Genomic DNA, 22,717 nt, shown 5'->3' on the forward strand with positions numbered 1-22,717 from the left:
CGCCCCGCCTCCCTTACGGGAGACGGGGCGTTTTGCGTGGCGACCTGCTGAGCGCTGCCGGAGCGCTGCAGCGGGGACTACTTGGTCAGCGTCGCCAGCACTTCGCTGAACTTCGCCGAGGGGCGCATGACCGCTGAGGCCTTGGCCTCGTCCGGCCGGTAGTACCCGCCGATGTCCACCGGGGAGCCCTGCACGGCCAGGAGTTCGCCGGTGATGGTGTCCTCGTTGGAGTTCAGTGCGTCGGAAACGGCGGCGAAGGCTGCGGCGAGCTCGGCGTCGTCGTTTTGGCGGGCCAGTTCCTGGGCCCAGAACTTGGCCAGGTAGAAGTGGCTGCCACGGTTGTCCAGCTCGCCGGCCTTACGCTTCGGGGACTTGTCCTCCAGCAGGAACGTGCCGGTGGCGCGGTCCAGGGTGTCGGCCAGAACCTGGGCGCGGGCGTTGCCGGTGCTGGTGGCGAGGTGTTCGAAGCTGACGGCCAGCGCGAGGAATTCGCCCAGGCTGTCCCAGCGCAAGTGGTTTTCCTTGAGCAGCTGCTGGACGTGCTTCGGGGCGGATCCGCCGGCGCCGGTCTCGAAGAGGCCGCCACCGTTGATCAGCGGCACCACGGAGAGCATCTTGGCGCTGGTGCCCAGTTCCAGGATCGGGAAGAGGTCGGTGAGGTAGTCGCGGAGCACGTTGCCGGTCACCGAGATCGTGTCCTCGCCCTTGCGGAGGCGTTCGACCGTGAAGGCGGTGGCCTCGTCCGGGGACATGATGGCGATCTCCAGGCCCTCGGTGTCGTGGTCCTTGAGGTATTCCTCCACCTTGGCGATCATCCGGGCGTCGTGTGCGCGGCCCTTGTCCAGCCAGAAGACGGCGGGCGTGGCGGAGGCGCGGGCACGGGTGACGGCAAGCTTGACCCAGTCACGGATCGGCACGTCCTTGGTCTGGCAGGCGCGCCAGATGTCGCCCGGGGCGACCTGGTGCTCGATCAGCACGGTGCCGGCGTCGTCGACGATCTGGACGGTGCCCGCTGACTGGATCTCGAACGTCTTGTCGTGGCTGCCGTATTCCTCCGCTGCCTGGGCCATGAGGCCGACGTTCGGGACGGTGCCCATGGTGGTGGGATCGAAGGCGCCGTGGGCGCGGCAGTCGTCAATGACAACCTGGTAGATGCCGGCGTAGCTGCTGTCCGGGAGGACGGCGAGAGTGTCGGCTTCCTGGCCGTCGCGGCCCCACATGTGGCCCGAGCTGCGGATCATGGCCGGCATCGAGGCGTCGACGATCACGTCGGAGGGCACGTGCAGGTTGGTGATGCCCTTGTCGGAGTCGACCATGGCGAGTTCGGGGCCGTCGTTGAGGCCCTTTTCGATGGCTGCCTGAACGTCGCCGCGGATCTCCTCCGGGAGGTCCTCAAGGCCGTTGAGGATGGAGGCCAGGCCGTTGTTGGGGCTCAGGCCGGCGGCGGCGATCTGCTCGCCGTAGGTGGCAAAGAGGTCAGCGAAGTAGGCCTTGACGACGTGGCCGAAGATGATGGGGTCAGAAACCTTCATCATGGTGGCCTTCAGGTGGGCGGAGAACAGCACGCCCTCCTCCTTGGCCCGGGCAACCTGGGCTGCGAGGAACGCATCCAGGGCCGCGGCGCGCATCACGGTGCCGTCGATGACCTCGCCGGCCAGGACCGGGAAGGCACGCTTGAGGACCTTGACCGTGCCGTCTTCCTTGACGAGCTGGATCTTGATGTTGGTGTCCGCGTCGATCACCACTGACTTCTCGTTCGACCGGAAGTCGTCGGCCTCCATGTGGGCCACGTTGGTCTTGGACTCCGGAGTCCACGCGCCCATGCTGTGCGGGTTCTGGCGGGCGTAGTTCTTGACCGAGAGCGGGGCACGGCGGTCCGAGTTGCCTTCGCGCAGGACCGGGTTCACGGCGGAGCCCTTGATCTTGTCGTAGCGGGACCGGATGTCCGTTTCCTCATCCGAGGAGGGGTTGTCCGGGTAGTCCGGCAGCGCGTAGCCGTGGCCCTGGAGTTCGGCGACTGCGGCCTTCAGCTGGGGCACGGAGGCGCTGATGTTGGGCAGCTTGATGATGTTGGCTTCGGGCGTCTTGGCAAGGGCACCAAGCTCGGCCAGGGCGTCGCTGACGCGCTGCTCTTCGGTGAGGTAGTCGCCGAACGCGGCGATGATGCGGCCGGCCAGCGAGATGTCGCGGGTCTCCACTTCCACACCGGCCGTCGAGGCGAACGCCTCAATGATCGGCAAGAACGAATAGGTAGCCAGCATCGGCGCTTCGTCGGTGTGGGTATAGATAATCTTTGCCATTGCTCGGGCGTCTCCCTGAAGGTCTGGGTATTTCCGGAATCTTGTGTTATCTCAACACCCCTAACTTACCCGAGGTGCCCCCGTTGGCGCCTACCGGCGTCGTGCGCGGACAGATGAGTGACACCCAATACGACATAACAAGAATTGACAAGATGCTTTACAGGTTAGTCAACTTGCCGTAGTTTCGTTCCATCCAGCGGCCGCCCCCAGCGGCCGACCCGCATTTCCACCGGTTAGGACACCATGAGAACACCCAAGACTCTGGCCACCAGCCTGCTGACCCTGTCGGCCGCCGCTCTGCTGGCCCTGAGTGCCGCGGGGGCGGCCACCGCCACCCCCGCACCGGCCAAGGCACCGGATTTCGCCTCCGATGTCGCAAGCCACACCGTCACCGAAACCGGGACGGCCGCTTACTGGACCCCGGAACGCATGCGCAACGCGGTCCCCGGCGACGTCCTGGCCGACAAGGCCATGAAGCGCAATAAGTCCTCGAAGCCCGCGGCGGCACTGCTGGAGGGTGCCGCCCCGAGCACGATCGAGGCGGCGGCTCCGAAGCTGCAATCCCAGTCGCTCCAGACCAAGGCCAATGCGAGCGAGACCCCCGTCCCGCACATCGGCAAGGTCTTCTTCACCCTCGGCGGGACCAACTACGTCTGCTCCGGCAACTCGGTCTCCTCCACCAACAAGAGCACCGTCACCACGGCGGGGCACTGCGTGAATGAGGGCCCGGGCGCCTTCGCCACCAAGTTCACGTTCGTCCCGGCGTACCTCAACGGCGCGGCCCCCTACGGCATGTGGACGGCCAAGGCCCTCTACGCCCCCACCCAGTGGAGCTCCTCGGGCGACATGACCTACGACACCGGCTTCGCCGTCATGTCCACGCTCAACGGCCAGTACCTGACCGACGTCGTCGGCGGCTCCGGGCTGCAGTTCAACGCCGCCCGCGGCCTGAGCTACAAGTCATTCGGCTACCCCGCCGCGTCACCGTTCAACGGCGAATCCCTCAAGAGCTGCTCCGGCACCGCCGCCAACGATCCCTACAACCCGCAGTTCAACACCCAGGGGATCTCCTGCAACATGACCGGCGGTTCCTCGGGCGGTCCCTGGTTCATCGGCACCAGCGCTTCCGGCTACCAGAACTCCATCAACAGCTATGGCTACGGCACCAAGTCCACCAAGATGTACGGCCCGTACTGGGGAACAGTCATCCAGCAGGCCTACACCACCGCGGCCGCTTCCTAGCCTGAGGGCACGGGCCCCGTTCACGCGGGGCCCGTGCCCGGGGCTTGTGCACCCGGGTGCGTGGATGCCCCGGGGCGTGGATGCCCTGCCTTGTTACCCCAAGCGCGGGCACTACAGCTTTGAAACCCGGCACTGTTTGTCCAGATCTTCATTACCCAAGCTTTGTTTCTCACAGCCTTGTTTACCCCCAGCCTTGTTTTCCCAGCCTTGTTACCCCAACCTTGTTTACCCCCAGCCTTGTTTCCCCAGCCTTGTTACCCCAGCGCGGGGTCACTTGCGGCCCCTCTTCAGCAGCGGGGAGGACGCGGTGGCCCCGCGCTGGCATGAGCATCTCCCCCGGCCTGGACCTGCCAGGATTTGAGCTCACGGGACATGCCCTCCCCGCACCTCAAGGCCTGGACATATCCCCCATATGCCCACTCCTTGCCCCGAACAATGAGCATGTGCCGAGGCAAGAATGAGCATGGCCCCGGTCTGGTCCCCGACGTTGCGCAAAGCATGAGCATGTCCCACGGGCCGGCCCTGCCAACGTCCGAGCTCACGGGACATGCCCACCCCATACCCCGAGGCCTGGACATATCCCCCATATGCCCACTCCTTGCCGCCAACAATGAGCATGTCCCGCGGAAAGAATGAGCATGTCCCGCGGACCCGGCGCCAGCCCACTCTTTGGCACAAAAAATGGACATGTCCTCCGGATAAAGGAGGGCATGTCCATTCTTTGTGCGCTCTTTGCGCGGCTTGGTGGAGCAGCCTAGTGGAAGAAGTGGCGGGCTCCCGTGAAGTACATGGTGATGCCGGCGGCGTTGGCCGCGGCGATGACTTCCTCGTCCCGGACGGAGCCGCCGGGCTGGACCACGGCGCGGACGCCGGCATCAACCAGGATCTGCAGTCCGTCGGCGAACGGGAAGAACGCGTCCGAGGCTGCCACCGCGCCGCGGGCACGCTCGGGTGCTTCGCTGGCGTCGGTGCCGGCCGCGCCGCCAGGGGCATCGGCCCCAACAGCACTGTCGGACTCCACGGTGACGCCGAGGGTGTTGGCGCGCTCGACCGCGAGCTTGCAGGAATCGAGCCGGTTGACCTGGCCCATGCCGATGCCGACGGCGGCACCGTTGTCCGCGAGCAGGATGGCGTTGGACTTGGCTGCACGGCAGGCGGTCCAGGCGAATGCGAGGTCGGCCAGGGTGGCGGCGTCGGCGGCGTCGCCCGCGGCAAGGGTCCAGTTCGCGGGGGTGTCGCCGTCGGCGTCGACCTTGTCCGTGGCCTGGACCAGCATGCCGCCGGAGACCTGGCGGAATTCGGTCGGGTAGCGGCCGTATCCGTCGGGGAGGGCCAGGAGGCGGATGTTCTTCTTCTTGGACAGGATCTCCACGGCCTCCTCGTCAAAGCCCGGCGCGATGACGACCTCCGTGAAGATGCCGGCGACAGTGCGTGCCATGCCGGCAGTGACCGTGCGGTTCGCGGCGATGACGCCGCCGAACGCGGACACGGGATCGCAGGCGTGGGCCTTGGCGTGGGCGTCGGCGATGGGGTCGGCCGCGGACGCGGACCCCACGGCCACGCCGCAGGGGTTGGCGTGCTTGATGATGGCGACGGCGGGCTCGGCGAAGTCGAACGCGGCGCGCAGGGCGGCGTCGGCGTCGACGAAGTTGTTGTAGCTCATGGCCTTGCCGTGCAGCTGGTCGGCCTGCGCGATGCCGGCCGGGGCGGCGTGGTCCACGTACAGTGCGGCCTGCTGGTGCGGGTTTTCTCCGTACCGGAGCACCTCGGAGCGTTCCAGGGCCAGGCCGGCGTAGGCGGGCCAGTCGATCACGCCGTCGCCGTCCTCGTCGCGGAACTGGCTGGCGGTCCAGGTGGCCACGGCGGTGTCGTAGGCCGCGGTGTGGGCGAACGCCTTGGCGGCGAGCCGGCGCCGGGTCTGCAGGTCAAAGCCGCCCGAGGCGGCCGCCTCCACCACGGCGCCGTACGACGACGGGTCCACCACGATGGCGACGGCGGCGTGGTTCTTCGCGGCGGAGCGCACCATCGCGGGGCCGCCGATGTCGATCTGTTCGACGACGTCGTCCGGCGCGGCACCGGACTTCACGGTCTCCACGAAGGGGTAGAGGTTGACGACGACGAGGTCGAACGGCTCGATCTCCATGTCCGCAAGCGTCTGCATGTGGGCCGGGACGCGGCGGTCCGCGAGGATGCCGCCGTGCACGCGCGGGTGCAGGGTCTTGACCCGGCCGTCCAGCATTTCCGGGGAGCCGGTGACTTCCTCGACTTCCTGCACGGGGATGCCCGCGGCGGCGATCTTCTTGGCCGTGGAGCCCGTGGAGACGATCTTGACGCCGGCGGCGTGCAGGCCTCGAGCGAGCTCCTCCAGACCGGTCTTGTCGTAGACCGAAATCAGTGCCCGGCGGATGGGAACTCGGTCGATGGATACACGGTCAAGCTGCGTGAAGCTCACAAAAGTCTCCGTCTTATATCGCGGCGGGGCCGCGGGTGGTGGGGATGCGGCCAGTTTATCGCGTCCCGTCGCCGGGCCGTCTCGCGCGCCGGAGTGTGAAGCAGACACCGGCCGCGCCCGGGCCACGTAGAGTTTTCACAGGAGGCCAAGATGAACACGTACACCACTGTGCCCAGCGGCGAACAGGTGGTCCAGGATCTGCCATGGCGGTGGAAGGTCCAAGGTCGGATCTTCCTGATCGGCGGACTGGGCTTCATGTTCGATGCCTGGGACGTTACCCTCAACGGCATCCTCATTCCGTTGCTGTCCAAGCAGTGGTCACTGAGCCCGGGCGATGCCGCCTGGATCGGCACGGCCAACCTGATTGGCATGGCCCTGGGCGCCTTTGTCTGGGGCACCATTGCGGACACCATCGGCCGCAAGAAGGCCTTCACCGCGACTCTGCTGATCTTTTCCATCTTCACGGTGCTCGGCGCCTTCTCCCCCGATTTCATGTGGTTCGTCCTGTTCCGGTTCCTGGCCGGGTTCGGCCTGGGCGGCTGCATCCCGGTGGACTATGCGCTGGTGGGCGAGTTCACTCCCCGCAGACAGCGCGGCCGGGTGCTTACCGCGATGGATGGCTGGTGGCCGATCGGCGCGGCCCTCTGCGGATTTGTCTCCGCCGGGCTCGTCGCGGCCTTCGCGGACTGGCGGCTGACCATGCTGATCATGGTGCTCCCGGCGCTGCTGGTGTTCTGGATCCGCCGCAGCGTGCCGGAATCCCCGCTGTTCCTGATCCGCAAGGGCCGCCGCGAGGAAGCCGCGAAGGTGATCGACAGCCTGGTCCAGGCCACCGGCGCCGAGGCCCGGGTCTACAGCCTGCCCGAACCGCAGGATGCCCCCCGCCTCTCGGCAGGCAGCGCGTGGACGCAATTGCGCGCACTGTGGCAGTTCAACTGGAAGATCACGACGGCGGCGTGGGCCCTCTTCTTCAGCATCTTGCTGGTCTACTACCTGTCGCTGACGTGGATGCCGCGGATCCTGATCGGCGCCGGCTTCGAGGAATACAAGGCCTTCCTGACCACGGCGTCGATGGCCGCCGTCGGGCTCCTCGGCGTGGTCGTGGCCGCGCTGCTGGTGGAGCGGGTGGGCCGGAAGTGGATCCTCGCGATCACCGGTCCGCTGTCCGCGCTGACGCTGGTGATTGTGGCGATCGTGGTGGACATCCCCACCGCCGCCGTGTTCTGGCTGCTGGTGTTCGGCTTTGTGGTGCAGGTGGCCATCCCGGTGCTCTACGCCTACGTTTCCGAGTTGTACCCCACAGAGCTGCGCGGCTCCGGCTTTGGCTGGGCCTCGACATTCTCCCGGCTGGGTGCCGGGTTCGGTCCGCTGATCTTCGCGGCCTTCCTGTGGCCGGAGCTAGGGCTGGCGACATCGTTCGCGCTGGCCGGCGGCCTGGTACTGATCTCGGTGCTGTGGATGGCGTTCTTCGCCCCCGAAACCAAGCAGCGCCGGCTCGAATAACGCACCCACTACCGATGCGCTATCACCTCGGGTGGTTCTGAGCGCTGAGAGCCACCCCAAGTGATAGCGCATCGGGGAAATGACGACGGCGCCCCTCACCTTCGAGTCGTGAGGGGCGCCGTCGTCTGTGGTTCGATCACCCTGCTACTGGATGCAGGTCACCGAAACCGAAAGAACGTTCGCCTTCAGCTGGGTGACGGACCAGCCGGTGGGCTGACCCGATCCGCCCACGACCGGCTGGCTGGCCACGACCTGGTTGCCGTTGCTGCTGTTGATCGAGAAGCCGCCGCCGGTGGCGACGTTGCCGGCCGGGCAGCTGGCGACGACAGTGAGCGTTGAGCCGCTGGCAGACGCGACACTCACACTGGTAGACGCCGCGGCACCGGTTGCGCCTGTTGCACCCTTCGCGCCTGCCGGGCCGACCGGTCCGATGGCACCCATGGGGCCGACAGCGCCGGTTGCACCGGTTGCACCCGTCTCGCCCTGAAGGCCTGCCTGCCCGGCAACACCGGTGGCACCGGTGTCGCCCTTGCCACCGGTATCGCCCTTCTCGCCCTGGACGCCTTGGGCGCCCGTCTCGCCTGTAGCACCTACGGCACCCGTTTCACCTGTGGCCCCCGTGGCACCGGTATCGCCCTTCTCGCCCTGGGCACCCGTTTCACCTGTGGCTCCGGTCGCACCGGTTTCGCCCGTGGCACCGGTCTCACCGGTGGCGCCAGTTTCACCGGTGTCGCCGGTTTCACCCTGAACGCCCTGCGCGCCGGTATCGCCGGTGTCCCCCTTGTCACCTTTCTCGCCCTGGAGGCCCTGGATGCCGATGGCGCCGGTCTCGCCCACGAGGCCCTGGATTCCGCGCGGACCGGCGATACCCTGGATCCCCTGCGAGCCGGTCACGCCCTGAACCCCCTGCATGTTCCAGGAGACAGCGGTTTCCTTCTTCAAGTCGCACGACTGGCCGGCGGCAAGGACGCGAAGCTGTCCGCCGTTGTTGATGTTGTAGCAACCGTTGATTTCGCCAGTGCCGGACGCCGTCGAAGCGGCGTAAGCAGCGGAAACGGCGCCCGTTCCGAGAACGAGCGCCGCAGTCAGACACAGGACTTTTGGACTTGTTTTGGCAATGCTGAATCGAGACACGTAGAACCCCCGGAGATGCAATGAATGAATGAGACTGCGTCAGACTATTGCCCATTCCGCTACCTGCACCGGCCCGGAAATACCTGTCTTTGGCCCGGCAGTACCTGACTTTCGGGCCGAGTACTCGCTTTTGCGGGCCCGACTACGTGGTTTGGCCGGAAAAGCGGCTACGCGCCGGCGGGGGTGCGGGCTGCGGCCAGGGATGCCAGGGTGGAGACCAGGAGCCGGCGTTCCACGACCTTGATGCGCTCGTGCAGGGATTCCTCGGTCTCGCCGTCCCCGATGGCCACGGCTTCCTGCGCGATGATGGGGCCAGTGTCCACCCCGGCGTCGGCCCAGTGCACCGTGCAGCCGGTGACCTTCACACCGTAGGCCAGCGCGTCGCGGACGCCGTGGGCGCCGGGGAAGGACGGCAGCAGGGCCGGGTGCGTGTTGAGGTATTTGCCGCCAAACGCGTCGATGAAGTCCGCGCTGACAATCCGCATGAAGCCTGAGGACACCACCACATCCGGGGCGAAGCCGGCGACAGCCTCGGTCAGGGCCGCATTCCAGGCCGCCCGGTCAGGGTACGCCTTGAAGTCCACCACGAACGTGGGAATCCCGGCGGCGGCGGAGCGTTCCACCCCGAAAGTCCCCGGCCGGTCCGCGCCGACGGCGGCGATCTCGACGTCGAGCGCGCCGGACTTAACGGCGTCGATAACTGCCTGGAGGTTGGAGCCGGTGCCGGAAACGAGGACAACTATGCGCATGGTCCTAGCTTATGGGGCCGCTCGCGTAGGCTGGAAAACATGAATTCCCCCACGGACTCCGGCGGCGGCGAGCCGGGCCGGCATCCGCGCGACCAGACTTCCAAAGAATCCCCGCCGCTGACCCACACCCTGTTCCGGCTGTTCATCGTCGCGGTCCTGGGCTCGTTCTTCGTCTTCCAGCTCGACGTGAGCTACCTGTGGCTGACGGCCCTGCTCACGGCGGCCGGAGTTGCGCTGGGCATCGTGGTGCTGATCCGGGCCGTGAAGTACAAGGATTCGCGGCTGGTCCTGTTCGGCACGATTTCCGGACTGGTGGTCTCGGCGGTGATGCTGCTGGTGATTCTGGCCTCGACGCTGTTCTTCAATCAGATCCGCGACTACCAGCAGTGCGTCCGCCACGCCCTGACCCAGCAGGCAACTTCGGAATGCAGGACGCAGCTGCAGAACTCCATGCCTACTCAACTGCGCTAGCGGCATGCCCACGCAGTTGCGCTAGCGGCTGTTGACCGTCTCGAGGTCTGCCTCACGCAGCTTCTGCTGGCGTTCCAGCCAGGGTCCGGCCGCGTAGCCGATCACGACGCCGATCCCCACCTCCGCGGCCACGAATAGTGCCATGCGGAGCGGATCGGGCCCGATCTCCGTGAGCCTGCCGATGCCGGCCGAACCGCGGGCCAGCCATGCGAGCCCCGCCGCGAGCAGGCCGGCCACGGAGCCGATCACCGCGCCCAGCACCAGGGTGGAGGCCGCGGCGGTGAACCAGCGGGCCCGGATCTTGATGGACAGCCATTCGTCGAAGTGGTTTTCGCCTTCGCGCAGGAACCACCAGCCGGCCAGCGCCCCGGCCAGCGCCGGCACCACCAGCGCCACGAAGCCGAAGTCGAGCGAGCCAGACGGCAGCGCGGCGAACACCGGAATGGACGGCAGCGGCCCGACGGCGGTCCCGAGCGGTCCGGCCAGTGAGCCGACGCCCAGGGCGAACCCCGAGCCGCAGATCCACGCCAGGGCAAACACGACGAGGTTGGGCAGGAAGCCCAGCTGCACGATGGTCAGGACACCGCCGCCCATGGCACCGGCGTCGAGCCCTTCATAGACGGCCACCACGAGGTTCCAGTGGATGAAGAGGTCGACGGCGAGCAGCGCCGCCGACATCGCCAGGCTCGCCATCAGTGCCACCGATCCGGCCTTGATGGCCGAGCCCAGGTAGGACCCTGCCCAGCGGGAGTGCTGACTGGTGCGGGACAGCCAGGCCACGGCGTCGACGCCGATCAGCCGGCTCCACGACCCGGCCTCGCGGCGCGCGCCGACTACCATGCCGAGCCCGAACGGGATGAGTGGGATAAACGCGGCGGCCCAGAGGCTGATGCCGACGTCGGCCGTGCGGCAGACGAAGCCCGTGGCGATCCCGAACCCCGCGTACACCAGCCAGGACCCGAGCAGCGCCTGCCAGAGCTGGTCCGTATAGGAGGCGCGGGCGAGGCGCCGCCCGGCGCGCCAGGCGAGCAGGAACGGGATGAGGGCGAGCCCCAGCGGGATGAGCGAAAGCGTGCCGGATTCCGGTGGCGCGGCGGACCCGGCACCGGTGGTGTCCAGCAGCAGGGGCACGCCGTGGATCAGCAGCCAGGCCTGGCCGGCCAGGCCTGCCAGGACGTCGAATCCGCCGTGCTGGAATCCGGCCGTGGCCCAGACCGTGACGATCGGCGCCACCACCACGAGGGCGGAGATGATGGCGGCCTGGGCGGACTCGAGGCCACCCTGCAGCCACAGGGGCATGGGAAGGCCACGTTGTCCGGTCTGATCAGCGCGCAGTTTCATCGAGATCCATGGTGCCACGCGCCCGGCATCAGGCCGGTTTCCGACAGGCACAACGCCCGGATCCGCGGAATTCGCCCTCCCGGGCCGCCGAGCTTTTTCCATACCCGGGTCGTAAAATTGTAAATGTCCGCAATCAGTGGTTGGAGGCAGAAATGACTACCGCATCTCCTCATGCGCATGGCGTTCATTTTGGTCGGACAGATGTACAGAACGTTGGCATGGGTGTAGGTATCGTCCTTTTGGTCGTGGGCGTCCTGGGGTTCATCCCGGGCATCACCACGAACTACAGCGAACTGAGGTTCTTCGGGCCTGATTCCAAGGCCATGTTCCTCGGCCTGTTCCAAGTCTCGATGTTGCTCAACATCGTTCAGCTCGCGATCGGCGCCGTCGGCCTGACCATGTCCCGGACCGCCTTGGGCGCCCGGAACTTCCTCATGGGCTCCGGCTTGCTGTACATCGTCCTTAGCATTTACGGGTTTATCGTCGGCGTGGATTCGGCGGCCAACTTCCTGTCGCTGAACACCATGGACAATTGGGCCTTCATGGTGATGGGCATTGCCATGGCTGGCGCAGGCTGGCTGATGTCGAGGCATATTGAAGAAGGTGTGGAGACCCGGTCATCAACCCCCGGGACATAGGGAGCCGCGAATGAGTAACGTTTCATAGAATCGAAAAAATTCGTACTACCTGCTGGTGCAGTGGCTTAGCGGAAACGCGGCGGCTGCACCAGCTTTCCGTGTGCCGGCGTTTGTGGCGGCGCGTCAGGCGCGACGGCGACACAGCGTCCGACGGCGGCGCTCGTCAGGCGCGGCGGCGGAACGGCACGCAAGAAGGCCGGGACTCTGGCGGTCCCGGCCTTCCGTGATGCTGCTAAGCGTGGCGGCAATCAGTTTGCCGCCGTTGCCGACGTGCTAGGCGGTGCTGTCCCCCACCTGGGGCGGAAGGGTGTCCCACTCGGTTTCCGCGGCCCGCATCCAGGGAAATGGCAGCAGTTCCCTGATCCGGACCTTTCCCACCTCGCCCTCGGCATCGACCAGCACAGACGTCTCGGTCCCATAAGAACGCAGCAGTTCCCGGCAGAGGCCACAGGGATTCGTGACCTGGGGTTGTCCCTGTCCGTCCATGCTGACGGCCACCACGGAGTGGATTGATGCCTCCTGCGCCATGCGGGCATTGGCGAGGGCGCTGGATTCGGCGCACACATTGATGCGCTTGGCGCCAATGTGCAGTCCGAGGTAGATAGCCCCCGACTCGCCGCGCATGGCCGCGGCCACCCGGTGGTTCTCGCTGTGATGGGCGGTCAGCAACAGCCCACGGGCTGCCGCGTAAAGCTCCACGTCTGACACGTCGAGATCAAAGGAGATCACGTTTGCCTCCACGTCTCTTCCGTCCGAGCGACTGGCGTCCATGTGGGTTCCCACTTTCCGTTCTAGCTGTCCTGTGTCCTACTGGCAGTTCTTACCGGCAGGTTCTTCCGGCAGTTCCTACCTGCCGATGAAGATGCCGTTCTTCTTCCGTGCCAGCAGATAGAACACGATGCTGAGCGCCGACAGGACAGCCACGTACACGGGGAAGATCCAGGACGCGTTCATCGACTGAAGCCAGACCAGGAGGTAGGAGGCCGTGCCGCCGAAGAGCGCGACGCCCAGGCCGTAGCCGAGGGCAGTTCCGGCGCCGCGGCAACCCTTTGGCATGAGCGAGCTGGTGACCACGTTGTACAGGGTCATGTTCAGGACCAGCACAACAGAACCGCCAAGGAGGACGGCAGCGAAGCCGGCGATGCCGGGCTTGACGTACATCAGCATCAGGAAGACCGACGGTATGGCCAGCGCGCGGGTGATCAGGAACCACTTGGACATCGACTTGCCGTCAGCGACCTTGCTGATGATGAGGCTTCCGACGACCAACACGACGCCCAGGACGGTGGTGAGTGCGAAGACAGCGGTCGCGTCTTCCTTGAAGCCGGTGCGGGCAGCAGTCGGGAGGCCGGTGTTCCAGGCGTAGTTGTACGCCTGCGCAGCTCCGACGACGAACGTAATGGCCAGCACGCTGAGCCAGTGCTTGCGCACGCCGCCCCAGACCTTTTTCGCGGAGTTGTCCGCCAGCTCCTCGGGCTTCATGGTTTCCGGAAGGGTCCGGCGAAGGTAGACCACGACGAAGCCGAAGGCTGCGCCGACGACGAACGGCACACGCCAGCCCCAGTCGGCCATGACGGCTCCGCCGAGCATCAGGGACGACAAGTAGCTGACAAGCGAGGCGAGCAGGATACCTGCGTTGACGTAGAAGGAGATGATGCCGGCGACAAAGCCCTCGCGTCCCTCGGGGACGAGTTCGACGGCGTGGGCGGTGGAGAGCGGCGCCTCAACGCCGGTAGAGATGCCCTGGATGATGCGGCAGACCAGCAGGATGACGCCGGCGGCGGCACCGATCTGGTCGTACGTGGGGCACAGGGCAATGATCAGCGTGGTGCCGGCCATCATCATGATGGACCACAGCATTACGCGGCGTCGCCCGATCCTGTCGGCCAGGGTACCGAGCATGATTCCGCCCAGCGGACGGAACGCGAAGCCGACGGCAAAGACTGCCAGCGCGCTCAGCGTTGCGGCAACGGGGTCCTGCGACGGGAAAAACTTGGGTCCGATGAAGGCCGACAGCAGGCCAAAGACCATCCAGTCGTACCACTCCAGAGTGTTCCCGAGTCCGAGGCCGAGCAGTCCCCGGCGGACTTCCGGAGATAGCCGGGACTTGCGGCCAATCTCCAGGTCAGTCTTGACGACAGTGTCAGTCATGATTCCTTTTTCCTTCCCCAGCACTTTCGGGGTGCGTGAGGTACGGATTACCGGAGGGCACCCCTGTTGGGGCCGCCGGTAATCGAAACTATCGTTTGGCTTGGTCCGCGGGGGCGGAACCGGCTCACCACATGGGAGGCGAGTTAGCCCAGATAGCTACGCATGCCTCTTCGTAGCGCTTGAATGCAAACGGGCCATCCAGCTCGGCAACAAGGAACATGCCCTTCGTTAACCGGCAAAAATCGTGTTCTGCGGATGGCTGGCAGATGTCACGGCAGCAATACCTGGGAAACGAACGTGAACGCGGGTTGGATGCACCTTCCGCCAGAAGGCCGTGCGCCCAAACCTGTTCGAAGCTTTCTTCCCAAAGTGCTGCAGCTCACACAACTATATTGAAGATCTTCACAGAGTCAACGGTTTCCGAGAAAGTCCCGTCCCGCCACAGCAGGCCGGGCGACAAAGCCGCAGGTCAGGCGCAAATCCGGGCGGCAGAAGTAAAAATATCTACTAAAACCTTGATTCGCTAAAAGTTTTCACTATAGTTATGTGTGTTAGCTCACCAAGAGAGAGTCGGAGCATGACCAACGAGATCGTCACTGGACACTCCCCCGCCGCCACGAGCGTCCTTCTTGCCACCGTAGGCAACAAGGTCCGCAACATGCGTAAGGACAAAGGAATGACCCTTGCGAAGCTCTCGGAAGTCACTGGCCTCAGCCCGGCGATCGTAAGCCAGATCGAACGCGGCCTGGCCAATCCGTCTTTCACCACTTTGGCGCAGCTGGCACACGGCCTGGACATCCCTGTGGGGAAGTTCTTCCTCGGACAGGAGGAAACCAGGTCCCCCGTGGTCCGCAAGGCCGAGCGGCGAAACCTCAAGGGTGTCACCAAGAAGTCCGTGGGTGAGGCGGTCTATGAACTGCTCACCCCGGACCTCAACGGTGCGCTGGAGGCCCAATGGATCGTGAGTCCGCCAGGCCACGACACCAGCGCCACTCCTTTCCGGCACAGCGGCGAGGAGTTCGGCATCGTTATCTCCGGCCGGAAGGACGTCTTCCTGGACGGCGAGTGCTACACCCTGGAAGAAGGCGATTCGATCACCTTCTCCTCGGACACGCCCCACTGGTACAAGAACAGCTACGAAGAGGTATGCGTAGCGATCTGGGTTAACGCACCTCACGCGTGGTGATCGGCCGGCTCTAGCCGCCGTCGCCATCTCCGGTTCCGACACCCACGGTGTCCGCCGGAACATTTTCCACACCATGCAGCAAGGTCCGCGACGGGCCGCGCTGCGTCATACCCTCTGCCGGGTGGAATTCGCGGTCAACGTCGCCGCGAGCTCCTCCTGAACACCGTCTTCTACATCACCGGCCACCGTTCCGACGGCACCCCTGCCGGAAAAGTAAGGATCCCCATGAACCCGTCCACAGCCATGTCGTCGCTGGAACTCAGCACCACCACGGCGGACCTCACCGCTCCCGTCATCTCCCGCTCCGACGTCCTGGTGGTGGGCGGTGGCCCCGCCGGCGTGGCCGCCGCCGTCACCGCGGCCCGCTCCGGCGCCTCCGTCACGCTGCTGGAACGCTATTCCTCCCTCGGCGGCCTCGCCTCCGGCGGCATGGTCCTGGTGCTCGATGACATGATCAACGGCCAGGAAATCACCGTCACGGGCATCGTCTCCGAGTACGTCGAGCGCCTGCAGAAGCTGGGCCTCGCGATCGTCCCGCCGGCCGATGACCGGAAGACCTCCGAGGAACTGTGGAACAAGTGGGGCCGCTACGGCACCTTCGACTTCCACTCCCACACCACCCCCAAGCCGGTCTGCTACGCCGCCGCCTTCGACCCGGACGGCTGGAAGCGGGTCTCCAACGACCTCGTCCGCGAGGCCGGCGTCAACCTCCGCCTGCATTCCTGGTTCTCCCGCCCGATCGTGGACAACGGCGTGATGAAGGGCGTCATCTGCGAGACCAAGTCCGGCCCGCAGGCCTTCATGGCGGACATCGTCATCGACACAACCGGCGACATCGACGTCGCCTCCCGCGCCGGCGCCAGCTACGTCAAGGACAGCTACCTCACCACGCTCGTCTTCCGCCTCGGCAACGTCGACACCAACGCCGCGGAGGCCTTCGAACAGGCCAACCCGAAGGAAGCCCGCGCCATCAACCGCAAGATCAAGCGCCTCCTCGGCGGGGCCTGGGAACTGTGGTGGCTCAAGACCCCCATCGACGGCGTCGTCTGGTGCAACGCGCCCCACATGACCGGCTTCGACGGCGTGGACCCGGCGGACATGACCGCCGCCGAGTTCGCCGCCCGGGACCGCATCACCGAGGCCGTGGACTACGTCCGCGCCAACCTGCCCGGCTTCGAGAACTGCTACATGCTCGACGTCGCGTCCCAGATGGGCGTCCGCCAGACCCGCCTGCTCGAAGGCGAGTACGTCATGACCAAGGACGACGTCACCTCCCGCCGGCACTTCGCCGACACCGTGGCCCGCGGCCGCGACTACTACTACCCGTACCGCTCGCTGCTGCCCAAGGAAGTGGACCAGCTGCTCGTCGCGGGCCGCCACTATTCCGCCACCCCCGAGGCGCAGAAGATGTCCCGCGAGATCCCGCCCTGCATGGCCATGGGCCAGGCCGTCGGCGTCGCCGCCGCGCTGGCGATCCAGACCGGCACCCTCGTCCGCGACGTCTCCGCGCTGGACATCCAGCAGGGCATGCGCCGGCACGGCGCGGACCCGGGCGACGTCCCGTCGTCGAACGCCACCCTTGACGTGGACGCGGTGGTGGGGGCATGAGCACCGTCATCGACGAACTCTTCCGCGAAGGTAGCTCCACAGCAGAAGGCACGACGGCGGCCGCCGCACCTGAAATTACCGGCACCCCGCTCCCGCTCGACGGCATCAAGATCGTGGACTTCACCCAGGTGTTCATGGGCCCGTCCTGCACCCAGCTGCTGGGCGACTACGGCGCGGACGTCATCAAGGTGGAACGCCCGGGCGCCGGGGACATCTCCCGCAACTCGTTCCCGGACAAGGACGGCCAGGACAACCCGATCTTCCTGTCCATCAACCGGAACAAGCGCAGCATCTCCGTGGACACTCGCACCGACGAGGGCAAGGACGTGCTCCGCCGGCTGCTGGCCGACGCGGACGTCGTGGTCAGCAACTTCCGCTCCGGCGTGATGGAGCGGATGGGCTTCGGCTACGAGGAGCTCAAGGAGCAGAACCCGGGCATCATCTGGGCCTCCGGCACGGGCTTCGGCCCCGTCGGCCCCTACTCGCACAAGGGTGGCCAGGACGCGATCGCGCAGGCCTACTCCGGCGTGATGTGGCGGCGCGAGTCGGACGACATGAAGCCGTCCATCTACCCCACCACGCTGTGCGACTACATCACCGGCATGCACCTCATGCAGGGCATCCTGCTGGCGCTGCGCACCCGCGAGTCCGCAGGCGTCGGGCAGAAGGTGGAGGTGACCATGTACGACTCCATGCTGCACCTGCAGATGCAGGAGGCGTGCATGCAGCTCAACCGCGGCTACGAGGTCAACTGGGGCGCCATGCCGCTCAGCGGCGTCTTTGAAACCACCGACGGCGCCGTCTGCATGGTGGGCGGCTTCACCCCGGACCCGCTGGCCCGGATCTCCGCGGCGCTGGGACTGGACGAGGACCTTACGCTCCGGCCCGAGTTTGCGAACCTGGAGCAGCAGTTCAAGCACAAGCCGGCGCTGCAGGCGATCTTCCGCGAGCGCATCGCCACCAACACCACCGAGTACTGGACCACCCAGCTGGAGGACCAGGGGCTGCTCAACGCCCCGGTGCACACCCTGGAGCAGACCCTGGCCGACGCGCAGACCCACGCGAACGGCATGATCGTGGAAGCCGAACACCCCGGCGTCGGCACCGTGAAAATGCTCAACGCGCCCATCCGGCTCTCCGCCACCCCGCCCACCATCCGCCGCATTGCGCCGCGCCTCGGCGAGCACAACGTGGAGGTGCTGCTGGAGAACGGCTTCGACGCCGAGACCATTGCACGCCTGCAGCAGCTGGGGGTCCTCCGGTGACCGCCGTTTCAGCAGCTGAAAAGACAACCTCAGCTCCCAACACGGTTGACCAGGTCACCCTGACCATCGAGAACCACGTCGCCACGGTGGTGATCGACCGCCAGCACGTCCTCAACGCCGTCGACGGCACCGCCCAGGCCCGGCTCAACGAGATCTGGGACCAGCTCGAAGCCGATCCCGACATCCGGGCCGTGATCATCACGGGCGCCGGCACCCGGGCGTTCTGCGTGGGTGCGGACATGTCCGCCTCCGCCGTGGACAAGACCGGGCTCGAATACTGGGCGGGCCTGGACCCGAACGGCTTCGGCGGCCTGAGCCTGCGCACCACGCTGGACATCCCGGTGATCGCCCGGGTCAACGGCTACGCGCTCGGCGGCGGCATGGAGATCGTGCTCGGTGCCGACATCGTGATCGCCGCGGACACGGCCCGCTTCGGGCTGACGGAACCGCGCGTCGGGCGTTTGGCGCTCGACGGCGGCATCCACCAGCTGGTGCGCCGCGTCCCCTATACCCAAGCGATGGGCATGCTCCTGACCGGGCGGAAGGCCGAGGCCGCGGAAATGCAGTCCATGGGCCTGGTCAACGAGGTGGTCCCGGCTGACGAGCTCGACGCCGCGGTGCAGCGCTGGGTGGACCAGATCCTCGCCTGCGCCCCCACCTCCGTCCGGGCCGTGAAGCAGATGGTCACGCAGACCGCGCACTTGACCGCCACCGAGGCCCGCGGGCTCCGGCTCCCGGCCCTCATGGCGGCGCTGGACAGCGAGGACTCCGCCGAGGGCGTCCGCGCCTTCCAGGAGAAGCGCCCGCCGGTCTGGCCCGGACATTAGAGAGACAGCCGCTAGCGGTTCCGCCGCCTGATATGCAGGCGGCCCAATTTCAGTCGTCAGAAGAGTTCAGCCGACACAAGAGTTCAGCCAGCAGAAGATTCAGCCGCTCGAAGAACAACAAGAGCTTAGAAGGAGAAACCAATGCGGGAGTCACTGACACCCGGCGTGTGGGGCGTCGTCGCCACACCGTTCCAGGGCAGCGCCCTGGATGTCGACACGGACAGCCTGGCCGGACTCGTGGGCTACTACGAGTCGATCGGCGCCACCGGGCTCACGGTCCTGGGCGTGTTCGGCGAGGCCGCGGCCCTGACGGCAGCCGAGCGCAACCTGGTCCTGGAAGTGGTCATGGAGGAAACGCGCCTGCCCCTCGTGGTGGGAGTGACTTCCCTCTACACCGGCACGGCCGTCGATGAGATCCGTTCCATCCAGGCCGCCACCGGGGACCGGCTGGCTGCCGTGATGGTCCAGGCCAACTCCGCCAACCCCAGCGTGGTCATCACGCACCTGAACGCCATTCACCACTCCACCGGCGCCAAGGTGGTGCTCCAGGACTACCCCCTGGCCAGCGGCGTCAGCATCAGCACCGAGGCAGTCATTTCCGTGGTGCAGGCCTGCAGCTTCGTCACCGCGGTCAAGGCCGAGGCCCCGCCTACGTCCGTGGCGATCGGACACCTGACCGCAGCCCTCGACGTCTCCGTGTTCGGCGGACTCGGCGGCCAGGGACTGCTGGACGAGCTCATGGCCGGCGCCGCCGGGGCGATGACCGGTTTCTCCTACCCGGAGGCACTCATCGCCTGCGTGCGGGCATGGCAGAAGGACGGCTACGCGGCCGCCCGCGATGCCCTGCTGCCGTACCTGCCGCTGATCAACTTCGAGCAGCAGGCGAAGATCGCGCTGGCGATCCGCAAGGAATGCCTGCACCAGCGCGGACTGATTGCCGACGCCGGCGTCCGGGCCCCCGCCGCGGCCTTCCCGGAGGTGCTCCGGACCGGGTTGCGCACGCATCTGGCCGAGGCTGCCGAAGCCCTAGGCCCGAACCCTGCCATCGCCCTCACCACGGCGGGGAGGAACTAATGGACCTCGGAATCAGCGGGAAGACCGCCTTCGTGGCCGCCTCCACCGGCGGGCTCGGCCTTGCCGTCGCCCGGGCCCTCGCGGCCGAAGGCGTACGGGTTGCCATCACCGGCCGGCGCCAGGTCCGCGCGAAAGAGATCGTTGCCGAGCTGACCGACGCCTACGGGCCGGGCGCCGTCGCCATCGAAGCCGACCTGAGCACCGCCGACGGCGTGGCCGCCGCCGTCGAACAGGCTGTGGCGGAACTCGGACCCATCGACATCCTGGTCCTCAACGGTCCCGGACCGAAGCCCGGCGCAGCCGCCACACTCGGCGCCGACGACATCGCCGCGGCGTTCGAACAACTGGTCAAACCGCACCACGCCCTGGTCTCGCACATCCTGCCGGGCATGCGGGAACGGCGCTGGGGACGGATCCTGGCCGTCGGTTCCAGCGGCGTCGTGGCGCCGCTGCCCAACCTGGCCGTATCCAACACCGGCCGCGCGGCGCTGGCCGGCTACCTCAAGACCCTCGCCGCCGAGGTGGCCCTGGACGCCGTCACGGTCAACATGCTCCTTCCCGGACGCATCGCCACGGACCGGGTCGCGGAACTGGACCAGGCCGCCGCCAAGCGGCGCGGCACCACCCCCGAGGAAATCCACCTCGAATCCCGCAAGACCATCCCCGCCCGCCGCTACGGCGAGCCCGAGGAATTCGGCGCCGCCGCGGCGTTCCTCTGCAGCGCCCCGGCCTCCTACATCACCGGCGTGGCACTGCGCTGCGACGGCGGCCTCATTCGCGGGCTCTAACCGCGGGCTCTGAACACTCAGCACACACCCTGCTCCGACTCCCCCGAAGGAACACCATGACTTCCACCGCATCAACCGCCACCAAGACTGCCACCGAGACCGCCACCGAGAACACCGGACGGGACCTCATAACCGCCCGGCACCTCATCAACGGCGAATGGCTCGGCGGGGCGGACACCGAGCGGATGAACCCGGCCCGCCCGGGCGAGCTCGCCGCCCTCTCCCCCAGCGGCACCGCGGCCGACGTCGATGCCGCCGTCACGGCCGCCACCGCCGCGCAGCCGGCCTGGGCGGCCCTGCCCGCCCCGTCCCGCGGCGCCATCCTGATGGCCGCTGGCAACCTGCTCCTGGACCGCCAGACCTCGATCGCCGAGGACCTCGTCCGGGAAGAGGGCAAGACCCTCGCCGAGGCCAAGGGCGAGGTCAAGCGCGCCTCCGACGTGCTGCGCTTCTTCGGGTCCCTCGGCTGGGCCGCCACCGGCGAGGTACTGCCCAGCGGCCTGCCGGACACCACCATCACCACCCGCCGCGAGCCGCTCGGCGTCGTCGGGCTCATCACGCCGTGGAACTTCCCCATCGCCATCCCGGCCTGGAAGGCCGCCCCGGCGCTGATCAGCGGCAACGCCGTGGTCATCAAGCCGGCCGAGCTCACCCCGCTCTCCGCCACGCACCTGGCCCGCGCCCTGCAGGACGCCGGACTGCCCGCCGGTGTGTTCAACGTGGTCCACGGCAAGGGCCGCGTGGTGGGCGACGCCCTGGCCCGCGATCCCCGCATCGCCGGGATGTCGTTCACCGGCTCCACCAAGGTGGGGCTCGGACTGCAGGAGATCCTGAACGCCCGCCGCGCCCGCGTCCAGCTGGAAATGGGCGGCAAGAACGGCGTGCTGGTCCTGGACGACGCCGATCCCCGTAAAGCCGCCCAGGTGGTGGCGGCCGGCGCGTTCGGCCTCACCGGCCAGGCCTGCACCGCCACGTCCCGCGTCTACGTCACGCCGGGCATCCGGGCTGCCTTCCTGACGGCCCTCACCGAGGAAGCCGCGCAGTACACCGCCGGCGACGGGCTCGAGGGCGCAAAGATGGGCGCCATTGTGAGCAGCCAGCAGTTCGAACAGGACCAGGCCGCGGTGCGCACCGCCGTCGAACGCGGCGCCACGCTGCTGCACGGTGCCTACGACGGCGGCACGGACACCGGTTTCCTCTTCCCGGCCGCCATCCTCACGGACCTGCCGTTCGACGACGCCGCCGTGACCGAAGAAATTTTCGGTCCTGTGGTGGCCGTCCTCGAGGTCCCGGACTACGAGGCCGGGCTCGCCGCGATCAACGATTCCCGGTACGGCCTCACCGCTGGCATCTGCACCGACTCCCTGGCGTTCTCCACGGACTTCGCCGCCCGCGCCCAGGCCGGGGTCATCAAGGTCAACCGTCCGACGGCGGGGCTGGACCTGAACGTGCCGTTCGGCGGCGTCAAGGACTCCTCCACCAACACGTTCCGCGAGCAGGGGAAGTCCGCGCTGGACTTCTTCACGTGGGGCAAGACCGTTTACACGGGCGTGTAGCCTGCCATGACGTACGTGATCGCCCAGCCCTGTGTGGATGTGAAGGACAAGGCCTGCATCGACGAATGCCCGGTGGACTGCATCTATGAGGGTGAACGCTCGCTCTACATCCACCCGTCCGAGTGCGTGGACTGCGGCGCCTGCGATCCCGTATGCCCGGTGGAGGCGATCTACTACTCGGACGATGTCCCGGACGAGTGGGCCGATTACGTGCGTGCCAACGTGGAGTTCTTCGAGGAGCTGGGGTCGCCGCAAGGCGCCTCAGCCCTCGGAAACCTGCACCGCGACCACCCCGTGGTGGCGGATGCGCCCGCAACGGCCGGCGCCGTCGGCTGAGCCCGTGACTTATGGCTCTAGTCGCCTGCCATCTGCCTGAGGAGCATCACAAGAGTCAGGACTGTGCCCGGCCAGGGGCATCCTCCTACGCCGACC

Annotated in this window: 19 protein-coding genes; 12 read left to right on the forward strand and 7 right to left on the reverse strand. The window is 66.9% G+C overall.

What is annotated here, in order from left to right; translation table 11 throughout:
* Window positions 1-77: 77 nt before the first annotated feature.
* Entirely contained in the window at window positions 78-2,300 is a 2,223-nt protein-coding gene (locus BLS42_RS17355) for an NADP-dependent isocitrate dehydrogenase (RefSeq protein ID WP_090583410.1), read from the reverse strand.
* A 243-nt stretch (window positions 2,301-2,543) separates the two neighbouring features.
* On the opposite strand from BLS42_RS17355, the gene BLS42_RS17360 reads away from it, so the two are divergent.
* Complete coding sequence (locus BLS42_RS17360; RefSeq protein ID WP_090583412.1) at window positions 2,544-3,542, forward strand: trypsin-like serine peptidase; 999 nt, start codon at window positions 2,544-2,546, stop codon at window positions 3,540-3,542.
* A 754-nt stretch (window positions 3,543-4,296) separates the two neighbouring features.
* Here BLS42_RS17360 and purH read toward each other — a convergent pair.
* Window positions 4,297-5,994 (reverse strand): bifunctional phosphoribosylaminoimidazolecarboxamide formyltransferase/IMP cyclohydrolase, encoded by a 1,698-nt coding sequence (gene purH / locus BLS42_RS17365; protein WP_090583414.1) that lies wholly within the window; start codon window positions 5,992-5,994, stop codon window positions 4,297-4,299.
* Between the two features lie 150 nt (window positions 5,995-6,144).
* Here purH and BLS42_RS17370 point away from each other — a divergent pair, with 150 nt between their 5' ends.
* Window positions 6,145-7,497 carry an MFS transporter gene (locus BLS42_RS17370; protein ID WP_090583416.1) on the forward strand — a complete coding sequence of 451 codons (1,353 nt, stop codon included), beginning with the start codon at window positions 6,145-6,147 and terminating at the stop codon, window positions 7,495-7,497.
* Window positions 7,498-7,641: 144 nt separating this feature from the next.
* Here the strand turns inward: BLS42_RS17370 and BLS42_RS17375 are convergent, their stop codons facing one another.
* Entirely contained in the window at window positions 7,642-8,631 is a 990-nt protein-coding gene (locus BLS42_RS17375; protein ID WP_218122131.1) for a collagen-like domain-containing protein, read from the reverse strand.
* Between the two features lie 167 nt (window positions 8,632-8,798).
* Window positions 8,799-9,380, reverse strand: coding sequence for a phosphoribosylglycinamide formyltransferase (gene purN, locus BLS42_RS17380; RefSeq protein WP_090583418.1), 582 nt, complete (start codon window positions 9,378-9,380; stop codon window positions 8,799-8,801).
* 39 nt (window positions 9,381-9,419) lie between these two features.
* On the opposite strand from purN, the gene BLS42_RS17385 reads away from it, so the two are divergent.
* The gene (locus BLS42_RS17385; RefSeq protein WP_090583421.1) at window positions 9,420-9,851 is read left to right on the forward strand and encodes a hypothetical protein; all 432 of its coding nucleotides are present in this window, start codon (window positions 9,420-9,422) and stop codon (window positions 9,849-9,851) included.
* Between the two features lie 21 nt (window positions 9,852-9,872).
* Here BLS42_RS17385 and BLS42_RS17390 read toward each other — a convergent pair whose 3' ends face one another.
* Window positions 9,873-11,192: a cell division protein PerM gene (locus BLS42_RS17390; RefSeq protein ID WP_090583423.1), complete on the reverse strand. Its 1,320-nt coding sequence runs from the start codon at window positions 11,190-11,192 to the stop codon at window positions 9,873-9,875.
* 218 nt (window positions 11,193-11,410) lie between these two features.
* On the opposite strand from BLS42_RS17390, the gene BLS42_RS17395 reads away from it, so the two are divergent.
* Window positions 11,411-11,830: a DUF4383 domain-containing protein gene (locus tag BLS42_RS17395; protein ID WP_371129607.1), complete on the forward strand. Its 420-nt coding sequence runs from the start codon at window positions 11,411-11,413 to the stop codon at window positions 11,828-11,830.
* Between the two features lie 273 nt (window positions 11,831-12,103).
* Here BLS42_RS17395 and BLS42_RS17400 read toward each other — a convergent pair whose 3' ends face one another.
* Together BLS42_RS17400 and BLS42_RS17405 are read right to left on the reverse strand one after the other, a co-directional pair.
* Window positions 12,104-12,559, reverse strand: a complete 456-nt coding sequence (locus BLS42_RS17400) for a cytidine/deoxycytidylate deaminase family protein (RefSeq protein ID WP_218122132.1) — start codon at window positions 12,557-12,559, stop codon at window positions 12,104-12,106.
* A gap of 117 nt (window positions 12,560-12,676) precedes the next feature.
* Window positions 12,677-13,981 (reverse strand): MFS transporter, encoded by a 1,305-nt coding sequence (locus tag BLS42_RS17405; RefSeq protein ID WP_090583430.1) that lies wholly within the window; start codon window positions 13,979-13,981, stop codon window positions 12,677-12,679.
* A 577-nt stretch (window positions 13,982-14,558) separates the two neighbouring features.
* Here BLS42_RS17405 and BLS42_RS17410 point away from each other — a divergent pair.
* From BLS42_RS17410 to fdxA, 8 genes are all read left to right on the forward strand, one after another.
* Window positions 14,559-15,167 carry a helix-turn-helix domain-containing protein gene (locus BLS42_RS17410; RefSeq protein ID WP_090583432.1) on the forward strand — a complete coding sequence of 203 codons (609 nt, stop codon included), beginning with the start codon at window positions 14,559-14,561 and terminating at the stop codon, window positions 15,165-15,167.
* A gap of 225 nt (window positions 15,168-15,392) precedes the next feature.
* A complete protein-coding gene (locus BLS42_RS17415; protein ID WP_218122133.1) occupies window positions 15,393-16,775 on the forward strand; it encodes an FAD-dependent oxidoreductase in 1,383 nt (460 codons plus the stop codon).
* The gene (locus BLS42_RS17420; RefSeq protein ID WP_090583434.1) at window positions 16,772-18,040 is read left to right on the forward strand and encodes a CaiB/BaiF CoA transferase family protein; all 1,269 of its coding nucleotides are present in this window, start codon (window positions 16,772-16,774) and stop codon (window positions 18,038-18,040) included. The genes BLS42_RS17415 and BLS42_RS17420 overlap by 4 nt, the downstream gene beginning before the upstream one ends.
* Window positions 18,037-18,867 carry an enoyl-CoA hydratase-related protein gene (locus BLS42_RS17425; protein ID WP_090583436.1) on the forward strand — a complete coding sequence of 277 codons (831 nt, stop codon included), beginning with the start codon at window positions 18,037-18,039 and terminating at the stop codon, window positions 18,865-18,867. Before BLS42_RS17420 ends, BLS42_RS17425 begins: the two co-directional genes overlap by 4 nt.
* 141 nt (window positions 18,868-19,008) lie before the next feature.
* A complete protein-coding gene (locus BLS42_RS17430) occupies window positions 19,009-19,941 on the forward strand; it encodes a dihydrodipicolinate synthase family protein (protein ID WP_090583438.1) in 933 nt (310 codons plus the stop codon).
* The gene (locus BLS42_RS17435) at window positions 19,941-20,729 is read left to right on the forward strand and encodes an SDR family oxidoreductase (protein WP_090583440.1); all 789 of its coding nucleotides are present in this window, start codon (window positions 19,941-19,943) and stop codon (window positions 20,727-20,729) included. The genes BLS42_RS17430 and BLS42_RS17435 overlap by 1 nt, the downstream gene beginning before the upstream one ends.
* A 56-nt stretch (window positions 20,730-20,785) precedes the next feature.
* On the forward strand, window positions 20,786-22,285 hold the full coding sequence (locus tag BLS42_RS17440; protein ID WP_256336538.1) for an aldehyde dehydrogenase family protein: 1,500 nt from the start codon (window positions 20,786-20,788) through the stop codon (window positions 22,283-22,285).
* 6 nt (window positions 22,286-22,291) lie between these two features.
* Entirely contained in the window at window positions 22,292-22,621 is a 330-nt protein-coding gene (gene fdxA, locus BLS42_RS17445; protein WP_090583443.1) for a ferredoxin, read from the forward strand.
* Window positions 22,622-22,717: the final 96 nt, after the last annotated feature.

Origin of the sequence: Arthrobacter sp. ov407 (genome assembly GCF_900102895.1) — a bacterium.
Lineage (GTDB): Bacteria > Actinomycetota > Actinomycetes > Actinomycetales > Micrococcaceae > Arthrobacter.

What these genes read in the sequence shown, in the direction of transcription:
- BLS42_RS17370 (WP_090583416.1), top strand. Translation starts at nt 6,145, where the DNA reads ATGAACACGTACACCACTGTGCCCAGCGGCGAACAGGTGGTCCAGGAT.
- BLS42_RS17355 (WP_090583410.1), bottom strand. Translation starts at nt 2,300, where the DNA reads ATGGCAAAGATTATCTATACCCACACCGACGAAGCGCCGATGCTGGCT.
- BLS42_RS17360 (WP_090583412.1), top strand. Translation starts at nt 2,544, where the DNA reads ATGAGAACACCCAAGACTCTGGCCACCAGCCTGCTGACCCTGTCGGCC.
- BLS42_RS17415 (WP_218122133.1), top strand. Translation starts at nt 15,393, where the DNA reads ATGAACCCGTCCACAGCCATGTCGTCGCTGGAACTCAGCACCACCACG.
- BLS42_RS17410 (WP_090583432.1), top strand. Translation starts at nt 14,559, where the DNA reads ATGACCAACGAGATCGTCACTGGACACTCCCCCGCCGCCACGAGCGTC.
- fdxA (WP_090583443.1), top strand. Translation starts at nt 22,292, where the DNA reads ATGACGTACGTGATCGCCCAGCCCTGTGTGGATGTGAAGGACAAGGCC.
- BLS42_RS17430 (WP_090583438.1), top strand. Translation starts at nt 19,009, where the DNA reads ATGCGGGAGTCACTGACACCCGGCGTGTGGGGCGTCGTCGCCACACCG.
- BLS42_RS17405 (WP_090583430.1), bottom strand. Translation starts at nt 13,981, where the DNA reads ATGACTGACACTGTCGTCAAGACTGACCTGGAGATTGGCCGCAAGTCC.
- BLS42_RS17395 (WP_371129607.1), top strand. Translation starts at nt 11,411, where the DNA reads ATGGGTGTAGGTATCGTCCTTTTGGTCGTGGGCGTCCTGGGGTTCATC.
- BLS42_RS17420 (WP_090583434.1), top strand. Translation starts at nt 16,772, where the DNA reads ATGAGCACCGTCATCGACGAACTCTTCCGCGAAGGTAGCTCCACAGCA.
- BLS42_RS17435 (WP_090583440.1), top strand. Translation starts at nt 19,941, where the DNA reads ATGGACCTCGGAATCAGCGGGAAGACCGCCTTCGTGGCCGCCTCCACC.
- BLS42_RS17385 (WP_090583421.1), top strand. Translation starts at nt 9,420, where the DNA reads ATGAATTCCCCCACGGACTCCGGCGGCGGCGAGCCGGGCCGGCATCCG.
- BLS42_RS17390 (WP_090583423.1), bottom strand. Translation starts at nt 11,192, where the DNA reads ATGAAACTGCGCGCTGATCAGACCGGACAACGTGGCCTTCCCATGCCC.
- purN (WP_090583418.1), bottom strand. Translation starts at nt 9,380, where the DNA reads ATGCGCATAGTTGTCCTCGTTTCCGGCACCGGCTCCAACCTCCAGGCA.
- BLS42_RS17440 (WP_256336538.1), top strand. Translation starts at nt 20,786, where the DNA reads ATGACTTCCACCGCATCAACCGCCACCAAGACTGCCACCGAGACCGCC.